Source organism: Novosphingobium sp. fls2-241-R2A-195 (genome assembly GCF_030209485.1).
GTDB lineage: Bacteria > Pseudomonadota > Alphaproteobacteria > Sphingomonadales > Sphingomonadaceae > Novosphingobium > Novosphingobium resinovorum.
Genome location: NZ_JARVRY010000006.1, coordinates 193,362 through 220,331, shown reverse-complemented (window position 1 = coordinate 220,331; position 26,970 = coordinate 193,362). Strand labels below are relative to the sequence as shown.

Below are 26,970 nucleotides of genomic sequence, written 5' to 3'. Positions count from 1 at the left end.
CGATCGAGTTTCACTCAGCGATTTTTCACTCCGCCATGGCCCTTACGGCCAGCGTGAAGGAACCTATTCCATGACCAAGCCCAAAGTCCTCATTTCCGACAAGATGGACCCCAACGCCGCCCGCATCTTCGAAGAGATGGGCTGCGACGTAGACGTCATCACCGGCGAGAACCCGGAACAGCAGATCGCCCGCATCGGTGAATACGATGGCCTCGCCATCCGTTCGTCGACCAAGGTGACCAAGGAAATGCTGGCCGCCGCCAAGAACCTCAAGGTCATCGGCCGCGCCGGCATCGGCGTCGACAACGTCGATATCCCTGCCGCCTCGGCGCAGGGCGTCGTGGTGATGAACACCCCGTTCGGCAACTCGATCACCACTGCGGAGCACGCCATCGCCCTGATGTTCGCGCTCGCCCGCCAGCTGCCCGAGGCGAACGCCCAGACGCAGGCCGGTACGTGGCCGAAGAACGGCTTCATGGGCGTCGAAGTCACCGGCAAGACGCTGGGCCTGATCGGCGCGGGCAACATCGGCTCGATCGTCGCCAGCCGCGCGCTGGGCCTGCGCATGAAGGTCGTCGCCTTCGACCCGTTCCTTACCCCTGAGCGCGCCGTGGAAATGGGCGTCGAGAAGGCGGACCTGGAAACGCTGCTGGCCAAGGCGGACTTCATCACGCTGCACACGCCGCTGACCGACCAGACCCGCAACATCCTCTCGGCCGAGAACCTCGCCAAGACCAAGAAGGGCGTTCGCATCATCAACTGCGCACGCGGCGGTCTGGTGGACGAAGCCGCGCTGAAGGCGGGCCTCGATTCGGGCCACATCGCGGGCGCCGCTCTCGACGTGTTCCAGACCGAGCCGGCCAAGGAATCGCCGCTGTTCGGCACCCCGAACTTCATCTGCACCCCGCACCTGGGCGCATCGACCACCGAAGCGCAGGTCAACGTGGCGCTTCAGGTCGCCGAGCAGATGGCCGACTACCTCGTCAACGGCGGTGTCACCAACGCGCTCAACATGCCGTCGCTGAGCGCTGAGGAAGCCCCCAAGCTCAAGCCCTACATGAAGCTGGCCGAAGTGCTGGGTTCGATGGTCGGCCAGCTGACCGTGGACTCGGTTCCGCGCATCTCGATCCACGTCGAGGGCGCCGCTGCCGAACTGAACCAGAAGCCCATCACCGCCGCCGTCCTCGCCGGCTTCCTGCGCGTGCAGTCGGCCACGGTGAACATGGTCAACGCCCCGTTCCTCGCCAAGGAGCGCGGCCTCGAAGTGCGCGAAGTGAAGACCGAGCGCGAGGGCGACTACCACACCCTGATCCGCGTTTCGGTGAAGACCGAAGCGGGCGAGCGTTCGGTGGCCGGCACGCTGTTCAACAACGTCGAGCCGCGCCTCGTCGAGATGTTCGGCATCAAGGTCGAGGCGGAACTCGACGGTTCGATGCTCTACATCGTCAACGAGGACGCGCCGGGCTTCATCGGCCGCATCGGTACGCTGCTGGGCGAGAACGCGATCAACATCGGCACCTTCAACCTCGGCCGCCGCGCGGCTGGCGGCGAAGCGGTGCTGCTGCTCTCGGTGGACGGCGATCTCTCGGCCGGGCTGCTGGAGCAGGCACGCGCGCTGCCGGGCGTGAAGACCGTCAAGGCGCTGACGTTCTGAGCTGACGCTTTAAGAAGCTCCCAACGGAAGAGGGGTCGGTGCCTTGTGGCATCGGCCCCTTTTTCGTTGGGGAGGCGTCGTTCGCCTCGCGGTTCTCGATATTGTTGACTCAGTCAACATAATCGATCAAGGCTGGCGCATGAACCAGGCCATCGACGCGATCCGCACCTTCAACCGCTTCTTCACCCGGCACGTCGGCGCCATCGACGCGCGCTTTCTCGACACCGACGCGAACCTGCCGGAAGCGCGCCTCCTGTTCGAGATCGCACGGCTCGGGCCAGTGCTGGCCAATGTCCTGCAGGCGGAGCTGGGCCTCGATCGCGGTTACCTCAGCCGGATGATCGCCCGGTTCGAGGATCGGGGCTGGGTCGCGCGGGACCGGCTCGACAGCGACGCGCGTGCCCGCCCGATCCGGCTGACGCAGGCGGGGCAGGCGGCTTTCGAGGAGATCGACGGGCGCCAGCGCGATGCCGTCGCGCACGATCTGGAACGCCTGAGCGCGACCGAGCGCGACGATCTGGTGCAGGCGCTGACGCGGGCGCGGCTGCTGCTGGATCGCCAGGCGCCCGATGCCTTCACGATCCGCGACGCGCGGGTCGGCGAAGTCAGTCAGGTGGCGGCGCGCCAGTCGGTGCTTTACGCCGAAAGCCACAGTTGGGGCCGCGGGCTCGAAGTGGTGGAGGCGGAAACCACCGCTGCGTTCCTGCGAAACTTCGATGCGGAGCGAGAGCGCTGCTGGGTCGCGGATCTGGGCGGTGTCATGGCCGGCGCGGTGTTCCTTACCGACGAGGGGGAAGGCACCGCTCGGCTGCGCCTGCTCCACGTCGAGCCTTTCGCGCGGCGGCGGGGCATCGGCGACGCGCTGGTCGCCGGCTGCCTCGATTTCGCGCGGGAGAAGGGCTACCGGCAGGTGGTGCTATGGACGCATACCGTGCTCGAAGCCGCGCGCCGCATCTATGCGCGCAACGGCTTCGAGTGCATCGACACCCAGGTCCACCATACGTTCGGCGAACCGGTTCAGGGCGAGACCTGGCGCGCGCTGCTCTGAAGCATCAGCGCGGCGGCGGGCCGCCCATCGGGCCGGGGCTGCCGGGACCGCGCATGCGCTCCCCGTCCTTGCCCTTGGGGCGCAGTTCTTCCATCGACAGGTAGCCGTCGTGGTCGGTGTCGGCAGCGTCGAACAGCTTGCCTTCGTAGGCCAGCAGTTCCTCCAGCGAGACGCCTGCGTCGTAATTGGTGTTGGCGCGCGCGATCACGGTGCCGCTGAGGGGCTCGATCAACCGCGCGAGTGCGCGATCTTCGCCGACGTCGGGCATGACTGCCTCGACGATCGGGCCGCTTCGGTCACCGGTCGCCGCATCGTCGCTGGTGGCGGCCGAGCCCATCTTGCTCTGCCACGCGCTGAATTCCGCCATGGAGATCGAGCCGTTGCGGTCGGCGTCGATTGCGGCGAAGCGTTCCTTGATGATGACTGCGCGTCGCGCCTCGACGAGCGCGTGCAATTCGTCGAGTGTTACGGTGCCGTCGCGGTTGGTGTCGGCGTCGTGGAACATGTCGGTGACGATCTTGTCGAAGCGTGCGCGCTTGATAGGCTTAGGCGGCTGAGGGGGACGAGCACCGCCGCCGCCGCCGGGAGGGCCTCCGCCGCCCATGTCGTCTCCGCCCATGCCACCGCCACCCATTCCGGCGCCGCCCATGCCGCCGTCTATGCCTCCCATGCCCTGGGCAAGGGCTGGCGGAGCCAGTGTTATCAGCAGTACGGCCAGAAGCGGGGTAATCGTGCGGGCAGGGCTCATGGTTGCGCCTTCGTTGATTGAAACAGGATGCGTCCCGCCAGACGCCTGGGTTCGACTTAGCGGCTGGACCTTACGGAGCCGATGGAAAATTCGTCGCCAATCGTCGCAAATTTGTACATTCGACAACCGCGCTTCGGCGGGCTAAGGGCGCGGCCATTATGCAGGAAAACGACCGCGATCTTCTGCCCGAGGGCTTGGGCGACCGTCTGCCGCAGCAGGCATGGGCATCCCAGACGGTGCGCCGCGCCGCGCACGACGTTCTTGCGAGCCACGGCTACGCGCGCGTCGAGACTCCCGTGCTGGAGTTCGAAAAGGCACTGGCGCACCGCATGGCGGGCGTTCAGGTGCGCCGCATGTTCCGCTTCGTCGATCCGGTCTCGATGCGGATGCTGGCGCTGCGTTCGGACATCACCGCGCAAGTCGCGCGCATCGCCGCGACCGGCCTTGCGCAGGCGCCGCGTCCGCTGCGGCTGTCCTATTCGGGGCAGGTGGTGACGATCAAGGGCGACGGCCTCGATCCGGCGCGCGAGCGGCTGCAACTGGGTGCGGAACTCGTCGGCGCCGATTCGACCGAGGCTGTGGCGGAGATCGTCGAACTGGCGATCGAGACGCTGCGCGCGGCGGGCGCGACGGGCGTTTCTGTGGACTTCACCCTCCCCGACCTCGTCGATACGCTGAGCGCAGGGGCACTGCCGCTGCCCTCCATGAACATCGAGGCGGTGCGCCAGATGCTCGACGCCAAGGACGCAGGCGGGCTGGTCGATGCGGGCGGTGAAGCCTATCTGCCTTTGCTCTACGCCGTCGGGCCGTTCGACAGCGCGATCGAGCAACTGGCAGCCTTTGATGTCGGCGGTGTACTCGCCAGCCGCATTGCCGCGCTGCGGGCGATCGCCGCGCGGGTGAACGGCAAGGCGCGGCTGACGCTCGACCCGTCCGAGCGGCATGGTTTCGAGTATCAGTCGTGGTTCGGTTTCACGATCTACGCCGACGGCGTGCCGGGCAGCCTCGGGCGCGGCGGTACGTATTCGATCCTTGGCCAGACCGGCCGTAATCCAGAATCCGCGACGGGCTTCTCGCTCTACCCCGATCCGCTGATCGAAAGCCTGTCCGCCGCTGCGGGCGAGGAGCGCCGCCTGTTCCTCCCACTCGGCCATGACCGCGAGGTCGCTAGTCGTCAGCGCGCGATCGGCTGGGTGACCGTCGCTGCGCTCTCGGAAGCGGACGATGCGCTGGCGCTGGGCTGCTCGCACAAGCTGGAAGGCGGCGAGGCGGTCGCGCTTTAGCCGAACACCCGGGCGAGCCAGCGATCGACCACGCCGGTCGCGGCATAGTCCGGATTGCCCAGTTCGCGGTTGATCTGCATGTGCCCCGGCAATCCGCGTCCGGGGAAGCCTTCGCGCTCGACCTTCGTGCCCGCCTTGCGCAGCGCCGCTTCCAGTTCCTGGGCTTGCCGCACGCCGTTGGTGCGCTGGACGTGGAGCAGCAGGAATTGCGGCGCATTGGGCGCGGCCGTCTGCAAGGTGGGCGAAAGCGCGCGCTGGCGCGACGGCTCGGTTCCGAAAGCTTGCCGATATGTACCGCCCATCAGGCGCCCCGCGTCCTGCATCTGCTCCGGCACGTCGTAAGCGGCGCCGTCGATCGGGATCACGCCGCGAATGTCGGAGTAGGACAGTCCGGCCTTGCGCAGATACTGCGGGTCGGTGCCGACCAGCGCTACCAGATGCGCGCCTGCGCTGTGCCCCATCAACACGACCTTGCCACGCGCGATGCCGAGCGAATCCGCCCGCTTGAGCAGGGTCGCCAGCGCATCGGCCACATCCTGCGCCTGCTGCTCCACGGTCGCCTCGGGAACCAGTCGGTAGTTGACGCTGGCGAAGGCGTAACCCTCGCCGGTGTAGTGCGCGACCTTGTAGCGGCCGGTGGCGCTGTCCTTGTCGCCGCGCTTCCAGCCACCGCCGTGAACGAAGACGACCAGTGGGGAAGGCTTTTTGCGCGCGGCCCCGTTCTGAGTTCCTGGCCAGAAATCGAGCGTCTGCAGCGCTCCGGTGCCGTACCTCAGAGTTTCCGTTCGCTGCTGCGCGAGGGCGGGTGTCGCTGCCGTCAGCAGCAGGGCACCGATCGTGATCATAGCGGTTTTCTTCATGGTCGCATGCTCCCGTGATATGTCTGCAGGGTCGCAGGCCGGAGCGGGCAGGGGCAAGTCGCCAAGTGTAATGAAGAGTAACCCGTTCGTGCCGGTGACCCTTGACTACCGCCCCCCCTTGCCCTTAGGGGCCCGACCGAAAAAGCCGGGGCCTCCTGCCCCACCGTAAATCCGTATCGTCGAGTCCTGTCGAAGGGCGATACCGGATCCACCGTGGCAGGGTGGAGGAGCATATCCATGGCAAATGTTACCGTGATCGGTGCCCAGTGGGGCGATGAGGGCAAGGGAAAGATCGTCGACTGGCTCGCCAGCCGTGCGGACGCAGTGGTGCGTTTTCAGGGCGGCCACAACGCGGGCCACACGCTCGTCGTCGGCGAACAGGTCTACAAGCTGAGCCTGCTGCCTTCGGGCATCGTCACCGGCACGCTTTCGATCATCGGCAATGGCGTCGTGCTCGATCCGTGGCACCTCAAGTCCGAAGTCGAGAAGCTGCGCGGGCAGGGCGTCGAGATCAATCCCGAGAACTTCGCGATCGCGGACAACTGCCCGCTGATCCTGCCGGTCCACCGCGAGTTGGACGGCCTGCGTGAAGCGGCTGCCGGTGCGGGCAAGATCGGCACCACCGGCCGCGGCATCGGCCCGGCGTATGAAGACAAGGTCGGTCGCCGTGCGATCCGCGTCTGCGATCTGGCGCACCTCGATGCACTGGAGCCGCAGCTCGATCGCCTCTGCGCGCACCACGACGCGCTGCGCGCCGGTTTCGGCCAGCCCCCGATCGACCGCGAGGCGCTGCTCAGCGAACTGCGTGAAATCGCGCCTTTCGTGCTGCAGTTCGCCCAGCCGGTGTGGAAGCGTCTCAACAAGGTCCGCAAGGCCGGTGCGCGCATCCTGTTCGAAGGCGCGCAGGGCGTGCTGCTCGACGTCGATCACGGTACCTATCCCTTCGTCACCAGCTCCAACACCGTGTCGGGCACCGCCGCCAGCGGTTCGGGCCTCGGCCCTTCGGCGACCGGCTTCGTGCTGGGCATCGTCAAGGCCTACACCACCCGCGTCGGCTCCGGCCCGTTTCCGACCGAGTTGGAGGACGAGACCGGCCAGCGTCTGGGTGAGCGCGGCCATGAATTCGGCACCGTCACCGGCCGCAAGCGCCGCTGCGGCTGGTTCGACGCGGTGCTGACGCGCCAGTCCTGCGCGATCTCGGGCGTCACCGGGATCGCCCTCACGAAAGTCGACGTCCTGGACGGCATGGACAAGGTGAAGATTTGCACCGGCTACCGCCTGCACGGCAAGGTGCTGGATTACTACCCGAGCCACGCCGCCGATCAGGCCGCGGTCGAGCCGATCTACGAGGAAATGGACGGCTGGCAGGGCACCACCGCCGGTGCCCGTTCGTGGGCGGACCTCCCCGCGCAGGCGATCAAGTACATCCAGCGCGTCCAGGAACTGATCGAGACGCCGGTGGCGCTCGTCTCCACCAGCCCCGAGCGCGAGGACACCATCCTCGTGCGCGATCCTTTCGTGGATTGATGATGATGCGGGGCGTCCTTCGGTTCGCCCCGCTGCTTCTGCTGCTGGGCGCCACTGAAGCGCCCCGGCCTTTGAAACTGCCTGACATCGACATGATCCGCGTACGCAAGGCGGCGCGGATCATGGAACTCTACTCGGAAGGCCGCCTCGTCCATGTGATCGAGCATATCCAGCTCGGCGACGAGCCCGTCGGCCCCAAGCGCTTCGAAGGCGACGAGCGGACCCCGGAGGGGCGTTACGTCATCGACTGGGGCAACCCGGCGAGCGCCTATCATCTCTCGCTTCATATCTCTTACCCCAACGCCGACGACCGCGCCTTTGCGGCGGGGCGTGGGCGCTCTGCGGGCGGGATGATCATGATTCACGGTCAGCCGAACGATTGGGCTGCGGGCCGTGTACCCGGCGACTGGACCGACGGCTGCATTGCGGTTTCCGACGAAGAGATTGAGGCTCTGTGGGAAGTCGTGGCCGACGGCACCCCCATCGAGATCGAACCCTGAGCCATCCTCCCCATCGCTCCGTGACAGGGAGGATCACGAGATACCAACGTCCCACTTGCGCGAATTGCAATTTCCGGCATTGCTGGTTTGTAAATCGCAAGGGTAACCCGGTTGCCCGATAATAGTTAGGAGCCTAAGTACCCGCCACCCCCGATCCCCCCAGGACCCATGACCGACCGATCGAGCCTTGCCCATGACCTCGCCACGCAACTCGCGCCTGTCGCGCGAGCGTGGCGACAGCTTGCCGACCGCATCCTTGCCTCGCTGGAGATTTCCAACTCGGCGGGATGGGCGCTGGTCCATCTCGAGCGGCTGGGCGCAGGGGCGAGGCAGGCGGATCTGGCGCGGGCCATCGGCATCACCGAAGCCTCGCTGACCACCACCGTGCGCCAGCTCGAATCGGCGGGCCTCGTCGAGCGGCTCGCCGATGCCGGTGACCGCCGGGCCAATCTCCTCCACCTGACCGGCGAGGGCGCGCGCATCGCCCGCAAGGCGGAAGCGCGGCTGGTGGCGCTGCGGGGGGAATTGCTGGGCGGCATTCCGGACGCCGACCTCGAAGCGGCCGTAAAGCTGATTACCACGGTCGGCAGCCGCGCCGCCGAGATGCGGGGGCGGGCATGAACGGGCCGGTCTTCGCGCGTTGGGGCGTCCCGGCGGCCATCTTTTCGATCAAGGCATTCCTCGCGGCGATCCTGGCGGCGTACATTTCGTTCTCGATCGGGCTGGAGCGACCGTACTGGGCCTTTCTCACCGCCTACATCGTCGCCGCGCCGCTGGCGGGTGCGGTGGTGTCCAAGGCGCTGTTCCGCGTCATCGGCACGTTCATCGGCGCGACCGCCTCGGTGCTCATGGTGCCGCCGCTCGCGCACTCGCCCGAACTGTTGACGCTGGCGCTCGCATCGTGGCTGGCGCTGTGCGTCTTCGTCTCGCTGCTCGACCGGACGCCGCGCGGCTACATGTTCGTGCTGGCGGGCTATACCGCCTGCCTGATCGTGCTGCCGACGGTGAGCACGCCCGACCTCATCTTCGAGGACGCGGCACTGCGCGTTCAGGAGATCACCATCGGCATCCTGTGCGGCAGCCTGATCCATGGCGTCGTCCTGCCGGGCTCGGTCTCGACGTTCCTGCTCGGCCGTGTGGCGATGATGCTGCGAGATGCCGAGCGCTGGAGCCGCGATTCGCTTGAGCTTGAGCCCGATCCCTCGATCGAGGCGGAAAAGCGTCGGCTGGCGCAGGACGTCACCGAACTGCACCAGCTTTCGATTCACCTGCCGTTCGAGACCAGCCGCCTCGCCCCGCGCGTGCGCACGGTGCGGGCGCTGCAGGACCAGCTCTCGCTGCTCATGCCGCTGGGGGCGGCGGTGTCCGATCGCATCGCAGCACTGCGCGAACGTGATGCGATGAGCGACGAGGCCGAGGCGCTGCTGGCGGATACCCGCGCCTGGCTTTCACATATCGAGAACGACCGTGAGGAACGCGAGCGCATAGGGACCGAACTCAAGGCCCGCTGCGTCGCACTGGAGCCGCAAGTGGACGGCGCCTCGGGCTGGAACGACATGCTTGTGCTCAGCCTGGGCTCGCGGCTGGCCAGCCTCATCGAAGCGCACCTCGATTGCCGCGATCTGGCCGACCAGATGGGTACGAGGAATCGCAAGCCGGTTTCCGCGCGCATTCCGCCGCTGCTGGAAGGGCGGCGCAACCGCGAGGTTCATCGCGACTATCGCGGCGCGGTGCGCGGTGCGGCCGGTGCGGCGCTGACGATCATCCTGGGCTGCACGCTCTGGATCGGCAGCGGCTGGAACGACGGCGCTACCGCCGTCATGCTGGCGGGCGTGTTCCTGGCGCTGTTCGCCGCATCCGACAATCCGCTGTTGCCGCTGTGGATGTTCTTCAACGGCACGCTCATCGCAACGATCCTGGGCATGATCTACGCTTTCGCGATCCTGCCACGCATCGACGGGTTTCCGATGCTCGCGCTGACTCTGGCGCCCCCTTTGCTGGTGCTGGGTTCGCTGATGCATTCTCCCCGCTACGCCGGCGTTGCGCTGCCCTCGCTGCTCGGCATGGGCAGCCCCTTCATCATCGCCGAGAAGTATACCGACAACTTCGCCACTTTCGCCAACGGCTCGCTGGCGCAGTTGCTGGGCACGCTGTTCGCGATCATCATGGCACGCCTGCTGCAGACGGCCGGGCTGGAGAGCGCCATCCGCCGCACCCTGCGCGCGGGCTGGCGCGATATCGCCGAGCGAGCCAACCTCTACGGACCGCCCGACGTGCGTGGCTGGATCAACCGCATGCTCGACCGTATCGCGCTGCTCAATCCCCGCCTTGCGCTCTCCGGCAAGCAGCCGGGCGCGCCGCTCTATGACGTGCTGCGTGATCTTCGCACCGGCGTGGCAATCGGTGAACTGCGCGAACTGCGTCTTGACCTGCCGCCCGCCCGCAGCGCGCCGCTGACCAGCGTGCTGGCCGACGTCGCGGCTTACTATCGCCGTCTCGAGCCCGATCACCGCCCGCCCGCAGCGCCCGAACTGCTGGGCGATATTGACGCGGCGCTCCACGTCTTCATCCGCGACGAGGACCGTTCGGTGCGCCGCAAGGCCGCTCTGGCGCTGATCTCGCTGCGCCGTAACATCTTTCCAGAAGCCGCCGCGCTGAAAGGCCAGCCATGAACGGCGAAGTCTCCATCCTGGGCGTCTACATGCCCGCCCTCCTGCTGATCGCGGTGATCGCCTCGGTCCTGACCATGCTGCTGATGCGTGTGGCGGACTTCGTCGGCTTCTACCGCATCGTCGCCTATCGCGCGCTCGTCGACCTGTGCCTTTATGTCATGGTGTTCGGTGCGCTTTCCTTCCTCGCCACCTGGTCCGGTCTCCACCCATGAAGAACCTGCTTCCCGCCATCGGCCGCAGCGCCGCCACTATCGTCATCGTCCTGCTCGCGGCCTTCATCGCGTACTGGATGTGGATGCATTACGAGCGCAGCCCCTGGACCCGGGACGGCCGGGTGCGTGCCGACGTGGTGCGGGTGACGCCGGACATCGGCGGCCTCGTGACTTCGGTGGCGGTGCGCGACAACCAGGTGGTCAAGGCAGGCGACCTGCTGTTCGTGATCGACAAGCCGCGGTATTCGCTGGCGGTCGAGGAAGCGCAGGCGAGCCTTGCCAGCGCGAAGGCGACGCTGGGGCAGGCGCAGCGCGAGGCTTCGCGCGACCTTGCGCTCGGCGATCTCGTCGCCACCGAATCCCATGAGCAGAACGTCGCCAAGGTCGCCACTGCCCGCGCCGCCGTGCAGGAAGCGGTAAGCGCGGTCGATCGCGCGAAGCTCGACCTCCAGCGCACGCAAGTCCATGCCTCGGTCAACGGTACGGTGACCAACCTCGACCTGCATCCGGGCGACTACGTGGCCGCCGGAAGCCAGGCGATGGCGCTGGTCGATGACGATTCGATCCGCGTCGAGGGCTACTTCGAGGAAACCAAGCTGCCGCTCATCCACATCGGCGCGCCGGTGAGCGTGAAGCTGATGGGCGAGGGGCAGGTGCTCAAGGGCCGTGTCGAGAGCATCGCGGCGGGCATCAACGACGATACCCGCAGCGATTCGGGCAACCTGCTGCCCAACGTCGCCGCAACGTTCTCATGGGTGCGCCTCGCCCAGCGCATCCCGGTGCGCGTGCGCCTGACGCATGTGCCGAAGAACGTGCGCCTGATCCTCGGCCGTACCGCGACGGTGACGATCGAGCAGCATGACGGCGAACCGAAGCGACAGGCGGGTCCGGCTCCGGCTCCGGCCCCGGCGGCGGCTCCCGCTCCCGCCGCGACGCAGAGCGCAGGAGCCCGCTGATGCGTCCCGCCCGCCTTCTCTGCGCCGCCGCGATGGCGCTGGCGCTGTCCGCCTGCGCCACCGCCGGGCCGGACTATCATCCGCCCGAGAACGCGGTGTCCGGCACGCCTTCCGCGCAGGGGGACTTCGTCGCGGCGCGCGATCCCGCCTTCGAGCAGGCGCCGCTGCCCGACCGCTGGTGGAGCCTCTACGCCGATCCCCGCCTCGACGCGCTGGTGGAGGAGGCGCTCACCGCCAACGCCGACCTGCGCGCCGCCGAGGCGAACATCCGCAAGGCCGAAGCGGTGCTGCGCGAGACGACCGGCGCGCGGGCGCTGAGCACCACCGTCAGTTCCGATGCCGATCTCGAGCGCGACTATTCCACCCAGTCAGGCGGGACCAACATCCCCGGTGTCGTGACGTACGACCTTGGGCTCTCGCTGAGCTATCCGCTCGACCTAAACGGCAAGCTGCGGCGCGCGGTCGAGGGTGCGCAGGCGGACCGCGAGGTGGTCGAGGCGGCGCGCGATGCGGTGCGCATCAGCGTGGCGGCGGCGACCGCCAAGGCCTATGCCGACGTGTGCGGCGCCAATTACCAGATGGCGACGGTCCAGAAGGTGATCGTGCTGCAGCAGCAGACACTGGATGCCACCACCCGGCTGCAGCGCGGCGGGCGCGGCACCGCCTTCGACGTCAGCCGCGCGCGTACCGCGGTGGACACCAGCCGGGCCAGCCTGCCCGCCTTCGTGGCGAAGCGGCAGGGCGCGCTGTTCCTGCTGGCGACGCTGCTCGGCCGGGCGCCGGCGGACTATCCGCAGGACGTGGCGAGCTGCGCGGTCCTGCCGCGCCTCGCCCAGCCGATGCCGGTCGGCGACGGCGCCGCGCTGATCCGCCGCCGTCCCGACATCCGCCAGGCCGAGCGCACCATCGCCGGCGATACCGCGCGCATCGGCGTGGCGGTGGCGGACCTCTACCCCAGCGTCTCGATCGGCGCGGGCGTCGCCAGCAGCGGGCAGTTGCAGAACCTCGGCAAGTCCGACAGCTTCGGCTTCAGCCTTGGCCCGCTACTGAGCTGGAGCTTCCCCAATCGCCCGGTCGTCAAGGCGAAGATCGATGCCGCCAAGGCGCAGGTCGATGTCGATCTCGCCAAGTTCGATGCGACCGTGCTCTCGGCCCTGCAGGGCACCGAGACGGCGCTGGAGACTTATGCCCGCGATCGGGACAAGGCCGCATCGCTGGGCCGCGCGAGCGACAGCGCCGGCATATCGGAAGGGCAGGCGGCCAAGCTGTTCCGCTTCGGGCGCAGCGACTTCCTCGACCTCCTGAGCGCGCAGGGCAGCCTCGCCTCGGCGCGGGTGAGCCATGCGGCGGCGGAAGCGGCGCTGGTGGACGACCAGATCGCCGTGTTCCTCGCGCTCGGCGGTGGCTGGGGGCAGGGGGAGGGGCAGGCCGCAGGCGCGACGAAGTAACCGCCTGCGAACTGCAGGGCGTCACCCTGAACTTGTTTCAGGGTCCATCCTGCCGTTGGGCTCCGAGGCAAAGATAGCAAACCGCCAGCACCGGCGGTGGATCGACCCGACGGTTTAAGTCGCCAGATGGACCCTGAAACAAGTTCAGGGTGACGGCGGAGAAAGCAAGCGGCAGGTGCGGCGGGCGCGCGCCTTCCCACTTCGATCAAAAATCGATCGCGATGCCCTTCTGCACCCAGTCGCCGTAGCGGGTGGGTGAAAGGCCGTCGGGGTCCTGCTCGTCCTTGGCCTTCACGGGCGGGGGAGCGGGGTCGTTGGTCCAGTGAGCGGGCTTGGTGAAGGCCGCCGGACGTTCAGTGGCGCGCTTGGTCATGGGCCCCATGTGGTGCGGGTGGCGGAAAAAGGCAATCCGGTATAGGGGCCGACGATGGACATACCCGGACTTCCTGCGCGCCGTGCCGCGCTCAACCTCATCGATGCCGTTCTGCGCAGGGGCGAGACGCTCGACCAGGCGGGCGGCTCCGCGCTCGCGCGCATCAAGGGCGATGCCGACCGCGCGCTCGCCCGCGCCATTGCCGGGGAGGTGCTGCGCTGGCGCGCCGACCTCGACGCGCTGATCGACTCCGCCACCCGCCTGCCGCTGGCGGACGACGCCAAGGCGCGCGCGGTGCTGCAGATCATGCTGGCGCAAGTCCTGCGGCTGGAGACGCCCGCCCACGCCGTCATCGCCACCGGCCTGCCGCTGCTGATGGGCGGCCCGCGCCGTCTGGCGCACGGCGTGTTCTCGACCCTGACCAAGCGCGCCGTGACGCTGCCCGAAGTGCCGACCCTGCCCGAGCCGGTGATGGAGCGCTGGGGCATCCGGGCCGAGACGATCGCCGCCGGTCTCGCCGTGCCGCCGCCGCTGGACCTCGCGCTGCGCGATGCCGCGGCGACGGCGGAGTGGGCCGAGCGCCTCGGCGGCATCTCGCTGATGCCGGGTCATGTGCGCCTGCCGCGCGGGATCGCGGTGGAGCACCTCGACGGTTTCCGCGAGGGTGCGTGGTGGGTGCAGGATCTCGCCGCCAGCTTGCCCGCGCGCATGCTCGGTGCGGGTGAGGGCCGGTCCGTGCTCGATCTTTGCGCCGCGCCCGGCGGCAAGACGATGCAGCTTGCGGCGGCGGGCTGGAAGGTGACCGCGCTCGACAACGCCAAGCGGCGGCTGGAACGCCTGCGCGAGAACCTCGAGCGCACTGCGCTGGAGGCGGAGGTGGTGCTCGCGGATGCCTTTACGTGGGAGCCGCAGGAGAAGTTCGACGCGATCCTGCTCGACGCGCCGTGCACGGCGACGGGCACCTCGCGCCGTCATCCGGACGTGCTCCACCGAATCGCGCCGCGCCAGATCGAGGAGATGGCCGAAATCCAGACGCGGATGCTGGCGCGGGCGGCCGAGTGGCTGAAGCCCGGCGGCACGCTGGTCTACGCGGTGTGCTCGCTGGAGCAGGAGGAAGGCGAGGACCGCGCGGCCGACGTCGAACTGACGCTCGCCCCGATCACGGCGGCGGAACTTCCCGAGGGCCTCTCGCCGACCGGCGAGGGCTGGCTGCGCACCGATCCGGGAATGCTGGCCGAGGCGGGCGGCCTCGACGGTTTCTTCATCGCGCGGTGGGTGAAAGGCTAAGGCCCAACCCGTTCGTCATTGCGAGCACAGCGAAGCAATCCAGGGCGGCTTGAGACTCCCCTGGATTGCTTCGCTGTGCTCGCAATGACGAGGTGTGCGGCTTCAGCGCCGGTTCGGATCGAGCGCCGAGCGGCCACGCGTCGCGCTACTGCGCGGCACCGAAGCCATCGCTGGACGCGGGGGTATAGCCCCGCCGTCCATCGCCATCAGCGCGGCGATGCGCTTCTCGGTCGCCGGGTGGGTCGAGAACAGGTCCGACACCGACGAGGGCACGATGTAGAGCTGCGCCGCCGCCGGGTTGCGCTCGACGGTGGGGTTGCGCAAGTGGGCGGCAGGCCCGGCGATCTTCTGCAGCGCCGAGGCCAGCGCGCGCGGGTTGCCGCTGATCTCGGCGCCCGCCTTGTCGGCGCCGTATTCGCGGGTGCGGCTGATCGCCATCTGCACGATCATCGCCGCGAACGGTGCCATGAACATCGCGGCGATCGCGGCCATCGGATTGGGACGGTCCTCCGAATTGCCCATGTGGCCGAAGAACATGCCGAAGTTGGCGATCATCGAGATGGCGCCCGCGATCGTCGCCACCATCGTCATCACCAGCGTGTCGCGGTTCTTCACGTGGCCCAGTTCGTGCGCCATCACGCCCGCCACTTCCTCGCGGCTGAGCATGTCGAGCAGGCCCGTGGTCGCGGCGACGGCGGCGTGCTCGGGGTCGCGGCCGGTGGCGAAGGCGTTGGGCGCCTCGGTGTCGATCACGTAGACGCGCGGCATCGGCAGTTGCGCCCGCTGCGCCAGTTCGGCGACGAGGCGGTGGAACTCGCTCTCCGGGCCAACTTCACGGGCGTTGTGCATCTTGAGGACGATGCTGTCCGCATTCCAGAAGGTGAACAGGTTCATGCCCGCCGCAACGACCAGCGCGATGATGGCGCCGCCGGTTCCGCCCAGCATGTAGCCCAGCCCCATGAACAGCGCCGTCAGCGCCGCCAGCAGCATGGCCGTCTTCATTCCGTTCACTTTCAATTGTCTCCTTGAGCGTTTGTCCCGGCGAATCTAGGGTCGGGCGGGAGGGTTTCAATGGCGCCCGCCGTTCCCGACACATGCAGTCACGCAAGCGAAACCGGCAGGACATATTGGCTAGCCCCGACCCGAAACCGAAACGTCGCCGCCGCTCTTCCGAGGAAGTGGCTGACCGCATCCTCGAAGCCGCCGCCGAGGAGTTCGAGGCTTCGGGCTATGCCGGGGCGACGACCGCCGCGATCGCCCGCCGCGCCGATGTGACCGAGGCGCAGATCTTCCGCTTCCACGACAGCAAGCAGGCGCTGTTCCGCGCGGCGATCTTCACGCCGCTGAACCGCCACTTCGCGGATTTCCAGGCGCGGACCGCCGGAGCGGGCGAGGGCAAGGACGTGGCGCGGGCCTACATCGGCGAACTGCTCGACTTCATGGGCAGCCATTCGAAGATGTTCCTCTCGCTGGCGGTCGCCAACGCCTATTCGCCCGAGGCTTCGGGCGGGATCGAGGCTCTCGACGGGTTGCAGGACTACTTCCGCAAGGGCGAGGCGATGAGCCAGGCGCGGGTCGGCGACGCGCCCCGGATCGCGCCGGAACTGATGGTGCGCGTGTCGTTCGCGGCGGTGCTGGCGAACCTGATGTTCCGCGACTGGCTGTTCCCGCCCGGCATGGCGAGCGAGGCGGAGATCAGGGACGCCATCGCGGCTTTCGTGATCCAGGGGATCGAAGCGAACGGGCCGGTGTAGCGCCATTCCCCCCCGAGCTTGCTCGGGGAGGAATTAGACGTCGAAGCCGAACACCCTTGCCGCGTTCTCCGACAGTGTCGTGCGGGTGTCCTGCGGCGTCAGGTCCGCCGTCATCTTCAGCGCCACGTCGCGAGAATGCGGCCAGATCGTCGCCGAGTGCGGGTAGTCGGACGAGAACATCGTCATCTTCGCCAGCCACGGCCAGAGCCCGGTCCGAATCATCTGGTAGCCGCAGTAGTCGTCCACGTTGGTGGTGAAGACGTTGCGGCCGATAAACTCGGTGGGCGAATGCCTGAGCTTCACCGGATGCCACGAGTTCTGGATTTCCCAGTGATGCTCCATGGTCTGCACCCAGAACGGCGCCCAGCCGCAGTCGACCTCGGCACCGACCATCTTCAGGTTCGGGTACTGGTCGAAGATCCCAGCGAAGATCAGGTACGAGAACGGCTTGAGGCACGAGAAGTACCGCGTCACGATCCCGCCGATGGAGACCTTGTCCTCCTGCAGCCGGTCCCAGTCGGTGGCATCGGGCGGGCCGCCGTGGTTGCGGTGCATGCACAGCGTCAGACCCAGTTCGTCCGCCGCCTGCCAGACGGGGTGGTAGTGCGTGGGGTGGTTGTAGGGGATCGTCGGATTGCCCGGAATATACATCGCCCGCGCACCCTTCCTCGCGCAGCGGCGCATCTCGGCGACGGCGTGCTCGATGCCCAGTTCGGTGGGATTGATGGCGAGGCCGCACAGGCGCTTGGGGTCGGCGGACTGGAAGTCGTCGAGGATCCAGTCGTTGTAGGCGACGAATCCGGCGGCAGCGACTTCCGGATCGGGATGGGTATAGAACGACGGGCTGAAACCCGGATAGGTCACCGAGGCCCATACCCCGTCGATGTCCATATCCGCGAGATGCGCGGCGCCATCGTAGTTGCCCCGCCTGAGGTCCGCGTGGCGCAGGCCGGACATGCGGTATTCGCTCTTGTCGTAGCCCGCCATGCATTCGAGGCCGTAGGTGCGCTTGGGCGGCGTGCCGTCCATGCTCCAGCCTTCGCCGCCGTCGCGGCCCTCGATCACGCGCGGTGCCTTGTCCTTCAGGTGCGCGGGGAAGCGGTCGATGAACAGGCCCCGCGGTTCGTTGATGTGGTTGTCGGCGCTGATGAGCTTGATGCCCAGTTCCTCGATCCGATCCTGAACAGGTTCCAGAGCGGCGGTTGCCATGGCGATTCTCCCTTCTCGTTTGCAGGGGATCATACGCTTCTCGATTTATGTAGCAAGCGCTTGGTTATTCGCTGGCGCGATGCCCGCTCGCTCCCGCACCCGCTGCTTGAAGCCCCGCGCGGCATGACATAGCCCCGCATGCAACCATCGAGAGGGAGCAGCGAGAACCATGCCATTCAAGACCCGCGTGACCGAGATGCTCGGCATCGAACATCCGATCGTCCAGGGCGGCATGCAGGGCGTCGGCTATGCCGAGCTGGCGAGCGCGGTGTCGAACGCCGGCGGCCTCGGCACCCTGACCGCGCTGACCCAGCCCAGCCCCGAGGCGCTGCGCGAGGAGATCGAGCGCTGCCGCTCGATGACCGACAAGCCCTTCGCGGTGAACATCACCGTCCTGCCCACGATCCTGCCGCCCGACTACAAGGCCTACGCGCAGGCCGTGATCGACGGCGGCGTCAAGATCGTCGAGACCGCGGGCACCCAGCAGGTGCGCGAGATCTGGGAGATGGTGAAGCCCCACGGCGTCACCGTGCTGCACAAATGCACCGCCGTGCGCCACGCGCTTTCGGCCGAGCGGCACGGCTGCGACATCATCTCGATCGACGGCTTCGAATGCGCCGGGCACCCCGGCGAGGATGACATTCCCGGCCTGATCCTGATCCCCTCGGCGGCGGACAAGGTGAAGATTCCGATGCTGGCGAGCGGCGGGATCGGCGACGGGCGCGGCCTCGTAGCGGCGCTGGCGCTGGGGGCGGAGGGCATCAACATGGGCACCCGCTTCTGCGCCACCAAGGAAGCGCCGATCCACGACAACGTGAAGGCCAGGTACGTCGAGAACGACGAGCGCGGCACCAACCTCATCTTCCGCAAGTTCAAGAACTCGGCGCGCGTCGGCAAGAACGACGTGTCCGACGAAGTGGTCGCGATTTCCGAACGGCCGGACTCGACCTTCGAGGATATCCGCCACCTCGTCGCGGGCGCTGTGGGCCGCGAACTGCTGCAGAGCGGCGATCTTACCAAGGGCATCTTCTGGGCCGGGATGGTGCAGGGCTTGATCCATGACGTGCCCACCTGCAAGGAACTGATCGAAAGGATCGTTGGCGAGGCCGAGGCAATCGTGAAGGAACGCCTGGGCGCCATGCTCGCCTGATCGACGGAGAGGGAGATTCCATGAGTTACGAGCACATCCTCTATTCGCTGGAGGACGGCGTCGCGCGCATCTCCCTCAACGATCCCAAGACCATGAACGGCGTCACCGAGGCGATGGGGCTGGAGATGGTCCACGCCCTCGACGTGGCGGCGCGCGATGCCCGCGCGGTGCTGTTGACGGGTGAGGGCAAGGCGTTCTGTTCGGGCGCGAACCTCGCCGCCGCGCAGGACATGCTGGCCGATCCGATGCGCGATATCGGCGGCCAGCTCGACCGTGCGTTCAACCCGGTCATCATGCAGATCAAGACGATGGAGCAGCCGGTCGTCACCGCGATCCGCGGGCCGGCGGCGGGCTTCGGCGCGGGACTCGCGGCGGCGGGCGACGTGGTGCTGATGGCGGAAGGGTCGTATTTCTTCTGCGCCTTCTGCCATGTTGGTCTCGTGCCGGACGGCGGCGCCACCTACCTGCTGGCGCAGGCGGTGGGCCGGGTGCGCGCCATGCAGATGATGCTGCTGGGCGAGAAGGTCGATGCCAGGACCGCGCTCGACTGGGGCCTCGCGACCAAGGTGGTGCCCGAGGACGACCTCGACGCCGAGGCGATGAAGCTGGCGAAGCGGCTGGCCACGGGCCCGCGCTCGCTCGGCCTCATCAAGCGGATGGCTTGGGACGCGCTGGATTCCAGCCTCGAAACCGCGCTTCAGGCGGAACGGCGCGGCCAGCGTGAGGCGGGGCGGACCGAGGACTTCCTCGAAGGCGTCAATGCGTTCCTCGAAAAGCGCAAGCCCGCGTTTAAGGGACGCTGAGGCTATATCCTCCCTGTTGCGCAGCAATGGGGAGGGGGACCGCCGCCGAAGGCGGTGGTGGAGGGGTAGCAGCCCCCTCCGTCAGCCCTGCGGGCTGCCACCTCCCCATTCCCTTCGGAACAGGGAGGATTGGGCGTTCACACCACCTTCGCGTCCCGCAGCGCGGCGACTTGCGCCTCGTCGTAGCCCAGCTCCGAAAGGATGGCGTCGGTATGCTCGCCCAGCATCGGCGGGGCCATGCGGATCGTCGCCGGGCTCGCCGACATCTTCGCGAGCGGGCTGGCGATGAGATCGACCGAGCCGCTTTCCGCCCAGGCATGCGGCGTCGTCGCCTTCAGGCCGCGATGTTGCACCTGCGGGTCTTCCCAGACGTCGGCCAGTTCGTTGTACCGCGCCGCCGGAATGCCCGCGCCGTCGAGCATGGCCTGAACCTCGAGGGTAGGGAAGCGGCCGCTCCAGTCGTTGATGATGGCCATCAGCTCGGCGCGATTGGTCTTGCCGCGCTTCAGGTTGGAATCGAAGCGCGGGTCGTCGTTCAGTTCCGGCTGCTCCATCAGCACCGTCAGGCGCCGCCAGTGCTCGTCGGTGCCGGCGGTGAGGTAGATGATGCCGTCCGCGCAATGGATCAGGTCCGCCGGGCCGCCGCCATTGCCGCCGTTGCCGAGGCGGGGCGGGGCGTTGCCGCTGATCAGGTAGTCCTGCATGATGTGGCTGACCATCGCCACCGAACTGTCGAGCAGGGCGATGTCGATGTACTGGCCCTCGCCGGTGCGGGTGCGGTGCATCAGCGCGCCCAGGATCGCCAGCGCGGTGTTGTGGCCGGTCACGAAGTCGACGAGGCTCGGCCCGGTCTTGAGCGGGCCGGAGCCCGGCTGGCCCTCGGGAATGCCGGTCACCGCCATCATGCCGCCGGTCGCCTGGAACAGCCCGTCGTAGCCCGGCAGCGCCGCCATCGGCCCGGTCTGCCCGAAGCCGGTGACCGAGCAGTAGATGAGGCGCGGGTTGATCTCCCGCAGGCTCTCGTAATCCAGCCCGAAGCGCTTGAGGTCGCCGACCTTGTAGTTCTCGATCAGCACGTCGGCGCTCTTCACCAGATCGCGCAGGATCGCCTGCCCCTCGGGCCGGGAATGGTTCAGCGTGATCGAGCGCTTGTTGCGGTTGGACACGGTGAAGAAGCTGGAGTGCCGCGTCTCGATCCCGTCCTTGCCGGGCACCCACGAGAAGCCATAGCCGCGCCCGTCGTCGCCCACGCCGGGGCGCTCGACCTTGATGACGTCGGCGCCGAGGTCGCCGAGGATTTGCGCACCGACGGGGGCGGCGAAGACGCGGCTCATGTCGATGACGCGGATGCCTTCGAGGGCGGCCTTGGGTGTGCTCATTGTGCCTGTTCGCTCGTTGTCTGAGCCTTCTGACTACCCCCGTGCGGCAGCGGGGCAAGGCGAGCTCCGGCAATACCGCCGGGGCGGTTCGACGCTTGCCGGAGCGGCGGCTAACACGATGCGGACAGCATGGGAGACAGGCGAAGTGAAGGTAGCGATCATCACGGGCGCGGGCAGCGGCATCGGCCTCGAAACCGCGAAGATCCTGCACGGCGAAGGCTTCGCGATCGTCGGTGTCGGCCGCTCGAAGGACAAGCTGGCGGCGCTGGAAGCCGCGATCGGCAATCCCGACCACGTCCTTGCCATCAGCGCTGACCTGACCGACCCGGCCGCGCCCGGAGCCATCGTCGCGCAGGCGCTGGCCCGCTTCGGCCGCATCGACGCGCTGGTGAACAACGCGGGCGTCGGCAGCCCCAAGCCCCTCGACGAGACGGACGACGAGACGCTCGACGACTTCCTCGACATCATGCTCGTCGCCCCGTTCCGGCTCTGCCGCGACGTGATCCCGCATCTGGGGGAGGGCGCCAGCGTGGTCAACGTGACCAGCACGTTCGCGCATATCGGCGGACGGCGCGGCGGGGCCTATTCGGCGGCCAAGGGCGGGCTCAAGTCGATGACAGAGCACATGGCCTGCGAGTACGGCCCGCGCGGCATCCGCTCCAACTGCGTGGCGCCGGGCGTGACGATGACCGACATGGTGCGCCACCGTTTCGAGGATGAGGGCTTCAAGCGCGCCAATGTCGAGACGACGCCCTATCCGCGCCTGGCGCAGCCGGAGGACATTGCCTCGGTCATCGCCTTCCTGTGCCTGCCGGGCAGCGAGATGATCAACGGGCAGTCGATCGTGGTGGACGGCGGCTGGACGGCAACGAAGTATCTCTCACCCCGCGTTACCCGCACGACATGGGTGGAGCCGGAGGGGGCTTAGGCCGCCACCCGCAGCACGTTGCGGCCGCTACGCTTGGCGGCATAGAGGGCGGCGTCGGCGGCTGCGAAGGTGGCCTCCGGCGACCCGCCGATGAAGGCCAGACCGGCACTGACTCCGATCGGGATCAGCGTGCCTTGCCACTCGACCCGGGTGACGAGGCGGTTGATGCGGCGGCGCACGGCGCTTTCCAGCGTTGCGGCGGGCATCGTGGCGGGCAGCAGCGCCGCGAATTCGTCTCCGCCGATGCGGGCGATCAGGCGGGCGCCGGGGAAGGCGGTGGCCAGCCGCTCGCCGAAGCGGGCGATGCAGGCGTCTCCGGCGGCGTGGCCCCAGCGGTCGTTGATGCCCTTGAAGTCGTTGAGGTCGAACATCGCCAGCGCACCGATGCGCGCGAGTCGCTCCGATCCGGCGGGAAGGTCGAGGAACTCCGACTGGAACCGCGCGCGGTTGCCGAGCCCGGTGAGCGGGTCGTTTTCGGCAAGGCGGCGGAGCTGTTCCCATTGCAGGCGCTCCTGCGTGATGTCCTGCTTCATGCCGTAAAGCTGCACCGCGCGGCCGTTCTCCACTCGCGTATTGGCGGCCAGCCGCAACCAGCGCGTCTCGCCGCCCGGCTGGACTATCTGCGCCTCCATCGAGAAGCCGGAGCACGCCTCGATCGCCTGCGCGCGCAGGCGGAGCATGATCTCGCGCGATTCCTCGTGATAGAGGGCGACGGTGTCGCGGCGTTCGAAGTGCATGTCGTGGCTCAGGCCGAAGATGTCGAACACGCCTTCGGTCCATTCGAGCTGTTCGGTCGCAAGGTCACAGCTCCATGCGCTCAGGCCGACCAGCGCGGCGGCCTGAGACACGAGGCGACCGTCGGTCAACGGGCGAATGGCGGTGCGATGCCGGTCGGTCTGCAGATACAAGATTGGCCCCCTTGCGCCATCCATCCGCCAAATGGATCCACAATGGTTTAATCTCTTATGGTAAAATGTTGCCTAACGGAACTGCCATTCATTCGAGCGCTTTGCCCGTTGGGGCAAAGTCGGGAATTTCATCCGATTGGGCCGAGCGAAGCACGCTCCATCAGGTGCGGTTCGAAAGGTTCGAGCGAGGCGGAACTTTCTGCCAGTATCCACTTCGCGGCCTCTTCGCCGATGCGGTTCCACGGCACGTGGACCGAGGCGAGCGGCGGGAGGAGGCGGTGGGCGAGGGAGGTATCGTCAAACCCGACAACGGACAGCGCCTGGGGAACCGGCACATCGTCCTGCGCCGCGGCGTGGAGGACGCCGGCGGCCATCTCGTCGTTGCAGGCGAGGATGGCGGTGGGGCGAGGGCTTATTTCCAGGAGCAGCCGTCCGGCCGCGATGCCGGATTCGAAACTGTTGTCGCCCGGTACGATCAGAGCGGGGCCACGATCGAGCCCGAGTTCGGCCATGGCGTCAAGATAGCCGAGCTCCCGCTGCCGGGCTCCGGCCGAGCTTTCCGGGCCGGCGACGAGACCGATCCGCGTATGGCCGAGCGTCACGAGGCGGCGCACGACAAGTGCTGCGCCGCCGCGCTCGTCGCAGGACAGGCCGGGCTGGGCGCCGACCCGAAGACAGCGCGCCTGTGCGCGGAGGCACAAGTCGGCCAGATCCTCGCGTGCGGAAAGGGGAGGCATCAACACCACGCCCGCGGGCCGGTGCCTTGCCAGTAGCCGTGCGAAAGCTGCGGGGATCCCGTCAGGCTTCATGGCATTCGCGCCCAGAACATGTGGGGCGAACAGATGCGTCCCGGCCTCCACGGCGTTTGCCATGGCTTTTGTCATCGCATCCTGCACGGCGTCCCGGATGGCGTGCTCGCTTCCGTCATACACAAGCAGCACGAGGGCATGGTTCGCAGGCACCGGATCGGCGCATTCCGGCGAGCGTAATGGCCCGCGAAAGTCGGGAACGTAGGCAGCTCGTTCCATCCCGGCCCGTTCTGTCACGCACGGTTCGATAGCGGCGCGTTCGATCGAACTGGCGGGGCGCCTGCGGGTCGGCCGGGTGGCTACGGTCGTTTCGGGGGACGTCATGCCTGCGATGTTCGGCGTTTCGGCACGGCGTACCAACCACAGTTGCCTCCGGAACCGACGAAATGCGGGGCGGCATCCCGGATACCCTCTGTTACAAGCGCGCGATTGCAGAGCGGTGACAACGCGCCTAATGAGCCCCCGACAATTATACGCCGCTGCATGCGGGCACCCCTGACCCGCGTGGCGGGCCGAAGACTTGACGGATAGCGATGAACCCCGCCCCCAGCCAGCGCCACTACGGAATGGATTGGCTGCGCGTGGGCGCTTTCGTGATGCTGATCTTCTACCACGTCGGATTTTCGTTCACGCCCTGGGGCTACCAGACGCCCTCGCGCGGGGTGGTGTGGTGGGCCGAAATCCCGCTGCTGGGACTGAGCGCCTGGCGGCTGGCGCTGCTCTTCGCGATTTCGGGATATGCCAGCGCGGCGCTGTTCGCGAAGGAGCGGGACGCCGGGGCCTTCCTCAAGAGCCGGTTGCTGCGGCTCGGCATACCGCTGCTGTTTGGCCTGACGGTGATCGTGCCGCCGCAGCCATACATGGGACTGCTCAACAGCGGTTACACGCATGGCTACGGCTACTTCCTGTTCCATGATGCCTTCAGCTTCCGCCGGGTCATTCACGAGAACCTGCCGGCGATCATGCACTTGTGGTTCGTGATCTACCTGCTCGCCTACACGGTGGTGCTCTGCGCGGCGCTGATGGTGCTTCCTGCACACTGGCGCGCGGGACTGGCGCGTGGGGCGGAGAAGGTCCTTTCCGGGCCGTGGCTGCTGCCGTTCGGGTGCCTTGCCGTCTACGCCGTGCGCGCGCCGGGTGATGGCTGGACCGACACCCACAGCGTGCTGACCGACTTCTGCGCGCATCTCCATTATGGCGGCATGTTCCTGTTCGGCTACCTCCTGCGCGGGTCCGAGACCTTGCGGCAGGCGATCGCCCGGCAGTGGAAGGCCGCGCTGGTCGTCGGGCTGGCCGGTTACGCCTTCGTGGCGCTGGAAGCGTGGTACTTCCCCGGCAACGTGCGGACGCCGCGCGCGTGGATGGAACCGCTGGATTTCGCCAAGTCGGTGCAGTGCTGGGGCACGGTGATCGCCCTGTTCGGGATCGCCGACCGCTTCTGGAACCGCGACGCGCGCTGGCGGGGCACTCTGGCGGAGGCGGTGTTCCCGGTGTTCATCGCGCACCAGACCGTCATGGTGCTCGTCAGCTACTGGCTGCGCGACAAGGGGCTGACGGCACTGCCGGAATTCCTGGTGCTGTGCGCGACGGTGGCGGGCGGTTCCTGGCTGTTCTACCTCGTCGGGCGGGAAGTCGGCCCGCTGCGCCCGCTGATCGGCCTCAAGCGCGCCAAATCGGTGAAGCGGCCGGGTGCGAAGACGCTGCCGTCGACGGTAGTGTGACGTCGCATTGTAACTTCAATCGTCATTGCGAGCGTAGCGAAGCAATCCAGGGCAGTTTTGAGCCGCTCTGGATTGCTTCGCTACGCTCGCAATGAAGAAGCGTGTCCACGAAAAATGGAAATGCCATCCCCGGCCCCGCAGGAGGAGAGCCCGCGAGGCCGGAGCCGTTCAGTCCTTTGCCAGCAGCAGCGCTGCCGCCAGCGGTCCACCGCCGGACGTAGCCACTGCCACCTTCGGGTCGCCCGGGATTTGCCGTTCGCCCGCATTGCCCCGCAGCTGCGTCACAGCTTCGTGCGCGAAACCGAAGCCATGCAGACGCCCGGCGCCCAACTGGCCGCCCGCCGTGTTGAGCGGCAGTTCGCCGTTTCGCGCGATACGCGTGCCGCCTTCGATGAAGCGGCCGCCTTCGCCCTTCTCGCAAAAGCCCAGGCCCTCCAGCCAGGTAATCGGCAGGTACGCGAAGCCGTCGTAGAACTGCACGGTGTCGACATCGTCGATGGTGTAGTCGGTATGCTGCCACAGGTCGCGGCCCGCATCGTAAGCGGCAGGCCACTCGACCTGGTCCCACGAATAGCGGTCCACCGAGCCTGACATCGCGGCGATGCGGATCGGCTCGCACTTGATCTCGTCGAGGGCGTCGCCCGCCGAGACGATCACCACCGTGGAGGCGTCGGAGAAGCGGTCGCAGTCGTAGAGGCACAGCGGGGTCGAGATCATCCGTGCCGACATGTAGGTGTCGAGTGTCAGTTCCGCCTTGGTGATCGCGCGCGCGCGCGGGTTGAGCATGGCGTTCTTCGAAGCGTTGATGGCGATCTGGCCGAGTTGCTCGCGCGTCAGGCCATACTTGTGGACGTGGCGCGCGGCGTATTGCGCGGTCCAGCAGGCGGCCGACGTCGCCCAGAACGGGCTGGTCCACTGCGAGGCTCCCGAGACGGTGTCTGGCCGCGGCGGCATATAGGTGGCGGGGTCGGCCATGCCGCCCGCCTCGTAGACGGTGCGAAAGCACAGGACGTGGCGGCAGATGCCCTGCTTCACCGCCCAGGCCGCCATGCCGATGGCGGAAAGCTGCGCGGGCTGCTCCATGCCGCCCATCTGCCACTTCGACTTGATGCCCAGCGCCTCGATCACCTCGTCGGTGCCGACAGGCGAGAAAGCGAGGTAGCCGTTGACCTTGCCGGGGAAGGAGAACACGCCGTCGATCTGCCCGAAGGTGAGGCCCGCCTCGGCGATTGCCTCCTTCGCGGCGTCGAGCGTCAGCAGCAGCGGATGGCGCGTCAGGCGCACGCCGACCTCGGACTGGCCGACGCCGGTGATGTAGGCTTCGCGTGCCATCAGATCGCTCGCTCGAAGAGGGGATAGAATATGCCGTCCTGTTCCTCGAACAGGACGCGCACGGGGTCGCCGAACGCCACGGCATCGACCGGGCAGTTGACGATGTTGGTGGTGAGGTAGACTCCCGGCACCCCGTCGAGCGCGACGCGGGCGATGACGTAGGGGACGGGCAGATCCTTGGCCCAGGGCTGGTGGTTGATCGTGAAGGTATCGATCACGCCGGTGCCCGCCACGGCGCTGGCAGCGATGTTCTCCGACTGGCAGTGACGGCACAGGACGCGCGGAGGATGGGTGTACTGCCCGCAGTCGCCGCAGTGTACGATCCGCAGTTCGCCCTCGGCGCCGCCGGTCCAGAACGCAGTGTTCTCCTGATCCAGCTTGGGCCTTGGCCTTGGTGGGCTCATGATCA

26 protein-coding genes are annotated in these 26,970 nt (G+C 67.6%); 16 read left to right on the top strand and 10 right to left on the bottom strand.

The features are described 5' to 3' along the window. Positions 1-70 precede the first annotated feature (70 nt). Entirely contained in the window at positions 71-1,654 is a 1,584-nt protein-coding gene (serA, locus tag QRN25_RS06315; RefSeq protein WP_271181702.1) for a phosphoglycerate dehydrogenase, read from the top strand. 139 nt (positions 1,655-1,793) lie between these two features. Continuing rightward, complete coding sequence (locus QRN25_RS06310; protein WP_285018046.1) at positions 1,794-2,702, top strand: bifunctional helix-turn-helix transcriptional regulator/GNAT family N-acetyltransferase; 909 nt, start codon at positions 1,794-1,796, stop codon at positions 2,700-2,702. 4 nt (positions 2,703-2,706) lie between these two features. Here QRN25_RS06310 and QRN25_RS06305 read toward each other — a convergent pair whose 3' ends face one another. After that, on the bottom strand, positions 2,707-3,450 hold the full coding sequence (locus tag QRN25_RS06305; RefSeq protein ID WP_285018045.1) for an EF-hand domain-containing protein: 744 nt from the start codon (positions 3,448-3,450) through the stop codon (positions 2,707-2,709). A gap of 158 nt (positions 3,451-3,608) precedes the next feature. Here QRN25_RS06305 and QRN25_RS06300 point away from each other — a divergent pair, with 158 nt between their 5' ends. Beyond that, positions 3,609-4,733 (top strand): ATP phosphoribosyltransferase regulatory subunit, encoded by a 1,125-nt coding sequence (locus QRN25_RS06300; RefSeq protein WP_285018044.1) that lies wholly within the window; start codon positions 3,609-3,611, stop codon positions 4,731-4,733. On the opposite strand, the gene QRN25_RS06295 is transcribed toward QRN25_RS06300, so the two are convergent. Further along, positions 4,730-5,593 carry an alpha/beta hydrolase gene (locus QRN25_RS06295; protein ID WP_285018043.1) on the bottom strand — a complete coding sequence of 288 codons (864 nt, stop codon included), beginning with the start codon at positions 5,591-5,593 and terminating at the stop codon, positions 4,730-4,732. The genes QRN25_RS06300 and QRN25_RS06295 overlap by 4 nt on opposite strands. A gap of 237 nt (positions 5,594-5,830) precedes the next feature. Here QRN25_RS06295 and QRN25_RS06290 point away from each other — a divergent pair, with 237 nt between their 5' ends. From QRN25_RS06290 to QRN25_RS06260, 7 genes are all read left to right on the top strand, one after another. Next, positions 5,831-7,120, top strand: a complete 1,290-nt coding sequence (locus QRN25_RS06290) for an adenylosuccinate synthase (protein WP_285018042.1) — start codon at positions 5,831-5,833, stop codon at positions 7,118-7,120. A 5-nt stretch (positions 7,121-7,125) separates the two neighbouring features. Next, complete coding sequence (locus QRN25_RS06285; RefSeq protein WP_285018040.1) at positions 7,126-7,620, top strand: L,D-transpeptidase family protein; 495 nt, start codon at positions 7,126-7,128, stop codon at positions 7,618-7,620. 168 nt (positions 7,621-7,788) lie between these two features. Beyond that, positions 7,789-8,241, top strand: a complete 453-nt coding sequence (locus QRN25_RS06280) for a MarR family transcriptional regulator (protein ID WP_271181697.1) — start codon at positions 7,789-7,791, stop codon at positions 8,239-8,241. After that, a complete protein-coding gene (locus tag QRN25_RS06275; RefSeq protein WP_285018038.1) occupies positions 8,238-10,292 on the top strand; it encodes an FUSC family protein in 2,055 nt (684 codons plus the stop codon). Before QRN25_RS06280 ends, QRN25_RS06275 begins: the two co-directional genes overlap by 4 nt. Next, on the top strand, positions 10,289-10,504 hold the full coding sequence (locus QRN25_RS06270) for a DUF1656 domain-containing protein (protein ID WP_271181695.1): 216 nt from the start codon (positions 10,289-10,291) through the stop codon (positions 10,502-10,504). The genes QRN25_RS06275 and QRN25_RS06270 overlap by 4 nt, the downstream gene beginning before the upstream one ends. Then, positions 10,501-11,460, top strand: coding sequence for an efflux RND transporter periplasmic adaptor subunit (locus tag QRN25_RS06265; protein WP_285018037.1), 960 nt, complete (start codon positions 10,501-10,503; stop codon positions 11,458-11,460). Before QRN25_RS06270 ends, QRN25_RS06265 begins: the two co-directional genes overlap by 4 nt. Beyond that, complete coding sequence (locus QRN25_RS06260; RefSeq protein ID WP_285018036.1) at positions 11,460-12,908, top strand: efflux transporter outer membrane subunit; 1,449 nt, start codon at positions 11,460-11,462, stop codon at positions 12,906-12,908. The genes QRN25_RS06265 and QRN25_RS06260 overlap by 1 nt, the downstream gene beginning before the upstream one ends. 205 nt (positions 12,909-13,113) lie before the next feature. Here QRN25_RS06260 and QRN25_RS06255 read toward each other — a convergent pair whose 3' ends face one another. Next, positions 13,114-13,281, bottom strand: coding sequence for a DUF1674 domain-containing protein (locus QRN25_RS06255; protein WP_008832636.1), 168 nt, complete (start codon positions 13,279-13,281; stop codon positions 13,114-13,116). A gap of 54 nt (positions 13,282-13,335) precedes the next feature. Between QRN25_RS06255 and QRN25_RS06250 the strand changes: the two genes are divergently transcribed. Beyond that, complete coding sequence (locus QRN25_RS06250; RefSeq protein ID WP_285018034.1) at positions 13,336-14,568, top strand: RsmB/NOP family class I SAM-dependent RNA methyltransferase; 1,233 nt, start codon at positions 13,336-13,338, stop codon at positions 14,566-14,568. 102 nt (positions 14,569-14,670) lie between these two features. On the opposite strand, the gene QRN25_RS06245 is transcribed toward QRN25_RS06250, so the two are convergent. Then, a complete protein-coding gene (locus tag QRN25_RS06245; RefSeq protein WP_285018033.1) occupies positions 14,671-15,579 on the bottom strand; it encodes a M48 family metalloprotease in 909 nt (302 codons plus the stop codon). Between the two features lie 167 nt (positions 15,580-15,746). Between QRN25_RS06245 and QRN25_RS06240 the strand changes: the two genes are divergently transcribed. After that, positions 15,747-16,322 (top strand): TetR family transcriptional regulator, encoded by a 576-nt coding sequence (locus tag QRN25_RS06240; RefSeq protein WP_285018032.1) that lies wholly within the window; start codon positions 15,747-15,749, stop codon positions 16,320-16,322. A gap of 33 nt (positions 16,323-16,355) precedes the next feature. On the opposite strand, the gene QRN25_RS06235 is transcribed toward QRN25_RS06240, so the two are convergent. Then, complete coding sequence (locus tag QRN25_RS06235) at positions 16,356-17,531, bottom strand: amidohydrolase family protein (RefSeq protein WP_285018031.1); 1,176 nt, start codon at positions 17,529-17,531, stop codon at positions 16,356-16,358. 169 nt (positions 17,532-17,700) lie between these two features. Here QRN25_RS06235 and QRN25_RS06230 point away from each other — a divergent pair, with 169 nt between their 5' ends. Together QRN25_RS06230 and QRN25_RS06225 are read left to right on the top strand one after the other, a co-directional pair. Then, on the top strand, positions 17,701-18,681 hold the full coding sequence (locus QRN25_RS06230; RefSeq protein WP_285018029.1) for an NAD(P)H-dependent flavin oxidoreductase: 981 nt from the start codon (positions 17,701-17,703) through the stop codon (positions 18,679-18,681). Positions 18,682-18,701: 20 nt separating this feature from the next. After that, on the top strand, positions 18,702-19,484 hold the full coding sequence (locus QRN25_RS06225; protein WP_285018028.1) for an enoyl-CoA hydratase-related protein: 783 nt from the start codon (positions 18,702-18,704) through the stop codon (positions 19,482-19,484). 137 nt (positions 19,485-19,621) lie between these two features. Here the strand turns inward: QRN25_RS06225 and QRN25_RS06220 are convergent, their stop codons facing one another. After that, positions 19,622-20,863 (bottom strand): CaiB/BaiF CoA transferase family protein, encoded by a 1,242-nt coding sequence (locus QRN25_RS06220; RefSeq protein ID WP_285018026.1) that lies wholly within the window; start codon positions 20,861-20,863, stop codon positions 19,622-19,624. A gap of 145 nt (positions 20,864-21,008) precedes the next feature. Between QRN25_RS06220 and QRN25_RS06215 the strand changes: the two genes are divergently transcribed. Beyond that, positions 21,009-21,791 carry an SDR family NAD(P)-dependent oxidoreductase gene (locus tag QRN25_RS06215; RefSeq protein WP_285018025.1) on the top strand — a complete coding sequence of 261 codons (783 nt, stop codon included), beginning with the start codon at positions 21,009-21,011 and terminating at the stop codon, positions 21,789-21,791. On the opposite strand, the gene QRN25_RS06210 is transcribed toward QRN25_RS06215, so the two are convergent. Next, entirely contained in the window at positions 21,788-22,699 is a 912-nt protein-coding gene (locus QRN25_RS06210) for a GGDEF domain-containing protein (RefSeq protein WP_271181683.1), read from the bottom strand. The two genes, QRN25_RS06215 and QRN25_RS06210, sit on opposite strands and share 4 nt — an antisense overlap. Positions 22,700-22,827: 128 nt before the next feature. Continuing rightward, positions 22,828-23,868 (bottom strand): substrate-binding domain-containing protein, encoded by a 1,041-nt coding sequence (locus QRN25_RS06205; RefSeq protein ID WP_285018024.1) that lies wholly within the window; start codon positions 23,866-23,868, stop codon positions 22,828-22,830. Between the two features lie 173 nt (positions 23,869-24,041). On the opposite strand from QRN25_RS06205, the gene QRN25_RS06200 reads away from it, so the two are divergent. Next, positions 24,042-25,229: an acyltransferase family protein gene (locus QRN25_RS06200; protein ID WP_285018023.1), complete on the top strand. Its 1,188-nt coding sequence runs from the start codon at positions 24,042-24,044 to the stop codon at positions 25,227-25,229. Positions 25,230-25,397: 168 nt separating this feature from the next. Here the strand turns inward: QRN25_RS06200 and QRN25_RS06195 are convergent, their stop codons facing one another. Both QRN25_RS06195 and QRN25_RS06190 read right to left on the bottom strand, forming a co-directional pair. Continuing rightward, positions 25,398-26,561 carry a thiolase family protein gene (locus tag QRN25_RS06195; RefSeq protein ID WP_285018022.1) on the bottom strand — a complete coding sequence of 388 codons (1,164 nt, stop codon included), beginning with the start codon at positions 26,559-26,561 and terminating at the stop codon, positions 25,398-25,400. After that, positions 26,561-26,965 (bottom strand): Zn-ribbon domain-containing OB-fold protein, encoded by a 405-nt coding sequence (locus QRN25_RS06190; protein ID WP_271181679.1) that lies wholly within the window; start codon positions 26,963-26,965, stop codon positions 26,561-26,563. Before QRN25_RS06190 ends, QRN25_RS06195 begins: the two co-directional genes overlap by 1 nt. Positions 26,966-26,970 lie beyond the last annotated feature (5 nt).

Coding starts and splice junctions, on each gene's coding strand:
- QRN25_RS06265 (WP_285018037.1), top strand. CDS start 10,501: ATGAAGAACCTGCTTCCCGCCATCGGCCGCAGCGCCGCCACTATCGTC.
- QRN25_RS06270 (WP_271181695.1), top strand. CDS start 10,289: ATGAACGGCGAAGTCTCCATCCTGGGCGTCTACATGCCCGCCCTCCTG.
- QRN25_RS06220 (WP_285018026.1), bottom strand. CDS start 20,863: ATGAGCACACCCAAGGCCGCCCTCGAAGGCATCCGCGTCATCGACATG.
- QRN25_RS06200 (WP_285018023.1), top strand. CDS start 24,042: ATGAACCCCGCCCCCAGCCAGCGCCACTACGGAATGGATTGGCTGCGC.
- QRN25_RS06285 (WP_285018040.1), top strand. CDS start 7,126: ATGCGGGGCGTCCTTCGGTTCGCCCCGCTGCTTCTGCTGCTGGGCGCC.
- QRN25_RS06310 (WP_285018046.1), top strand. CDS start 1,794: ATGAACCAGGCCATCGACGCGATCCGCACCTTCAACCGCTTCTTCACC.
- QRN25_RS06255 (WP_008832636.1), bottom strand. CDS start 13,281: ATGACCAAGCGCGCCACTGAACGTCCGGCGGCCTTCACCAAGCCCGCT.
- QRN25_RS06225 (WP_285018028.1), top strand. CDS start 18,702: ATGAGTTACGAGCACATCCTCTATTCGCTGGAGGACGGCGTCGCGCGC.
- QRN25_RS06235 (WP_285018031.1), bottom strand. CDS start 17,531: ATGGCAACCGCCGCTCTGGAACCTGTTCAGGATCGGATCGAGGAACTG.
- QRN25_RS06290 (WP_285018042.1), top strand. CDS start 5,831: ATGGCAAATGTTACCGTGATCGGTGCCCAGTGGGGCGATGAGGGCAAG.
- QRN25_RS06260 (WP_285018036.1), top strand. CDS start 11,460: ATGCGTCCCGCCCGCCTTCTCTGCGCCGCCGCGATGGCGCTGGCGCTG.
- QRN25_RS06250 (WP_285018034.1), top strand. CDS start 13,336: ATGGACATACCCGGACTTCCTGCGCGCCGTGCCGCGCTCAACCTCATC.
- QRN25_RS06305 (WP_285018045.1), bottom strand. CDS start 3,450: ATGAGCCCTGCCCGCACGATTACCCCGCTTCTGGCCGTACTGCTGATA.
- QRN25_RS06280 (WP_271181697.1), top strand. CDS start 7,789: ATGACCGACCGATCGAGCCTTGCCCATGACCTCGCCACGCAACTCGCG.
- QRN25_RS06300 (WP_285018044.1), top strand. CDS start 3,609: ATGCAGGAAAACGACCGCGATCTTCTGCCCGAGGGCTTGGGCGACCGT.
- QRN25_RS06295 (WP_285018043.1), bottom strand. CDS start 5,593: ATGAAGAAAACCGCTATGATCACGATCGGTGCCCTGCTGCTGACGGCA.
- serA (WP_271181702.1), top strand. CDS start 71: ATGACCAAGCCCAAAGTCCTCATTTCCGACAAGATGGACCCCAACGCC.
- QRN25_RS06195 (WP_285018022.1), bottom strand. CDS start 26,561: ATGGCACGCGAAGCCTACATCACCGGCGTCGGCCAGTCCGAGGTCGGC.
- QRN25_RS06230 (WP_285018029.1), top strand. CDS start 17,701: ATGCCATTCAAGACCCGCGTGACCGAGATGCTCGGCATCGAACATCCG.
- QRN25_RS06275 (WP_285018038.1), top strand. CDS start 8,238: ATGAACGGGCCGGTCTTCGCGCGTTGGGGCGTCCCGGCGGCCATCTTT.
- QRN25_RS06190 (WP_271181679.1), bottom strand. CDS start 26,965: ATGAGCCCACCAAGGCCAAGGCCCAAGCTGGATCAGGAGAACACTGCG.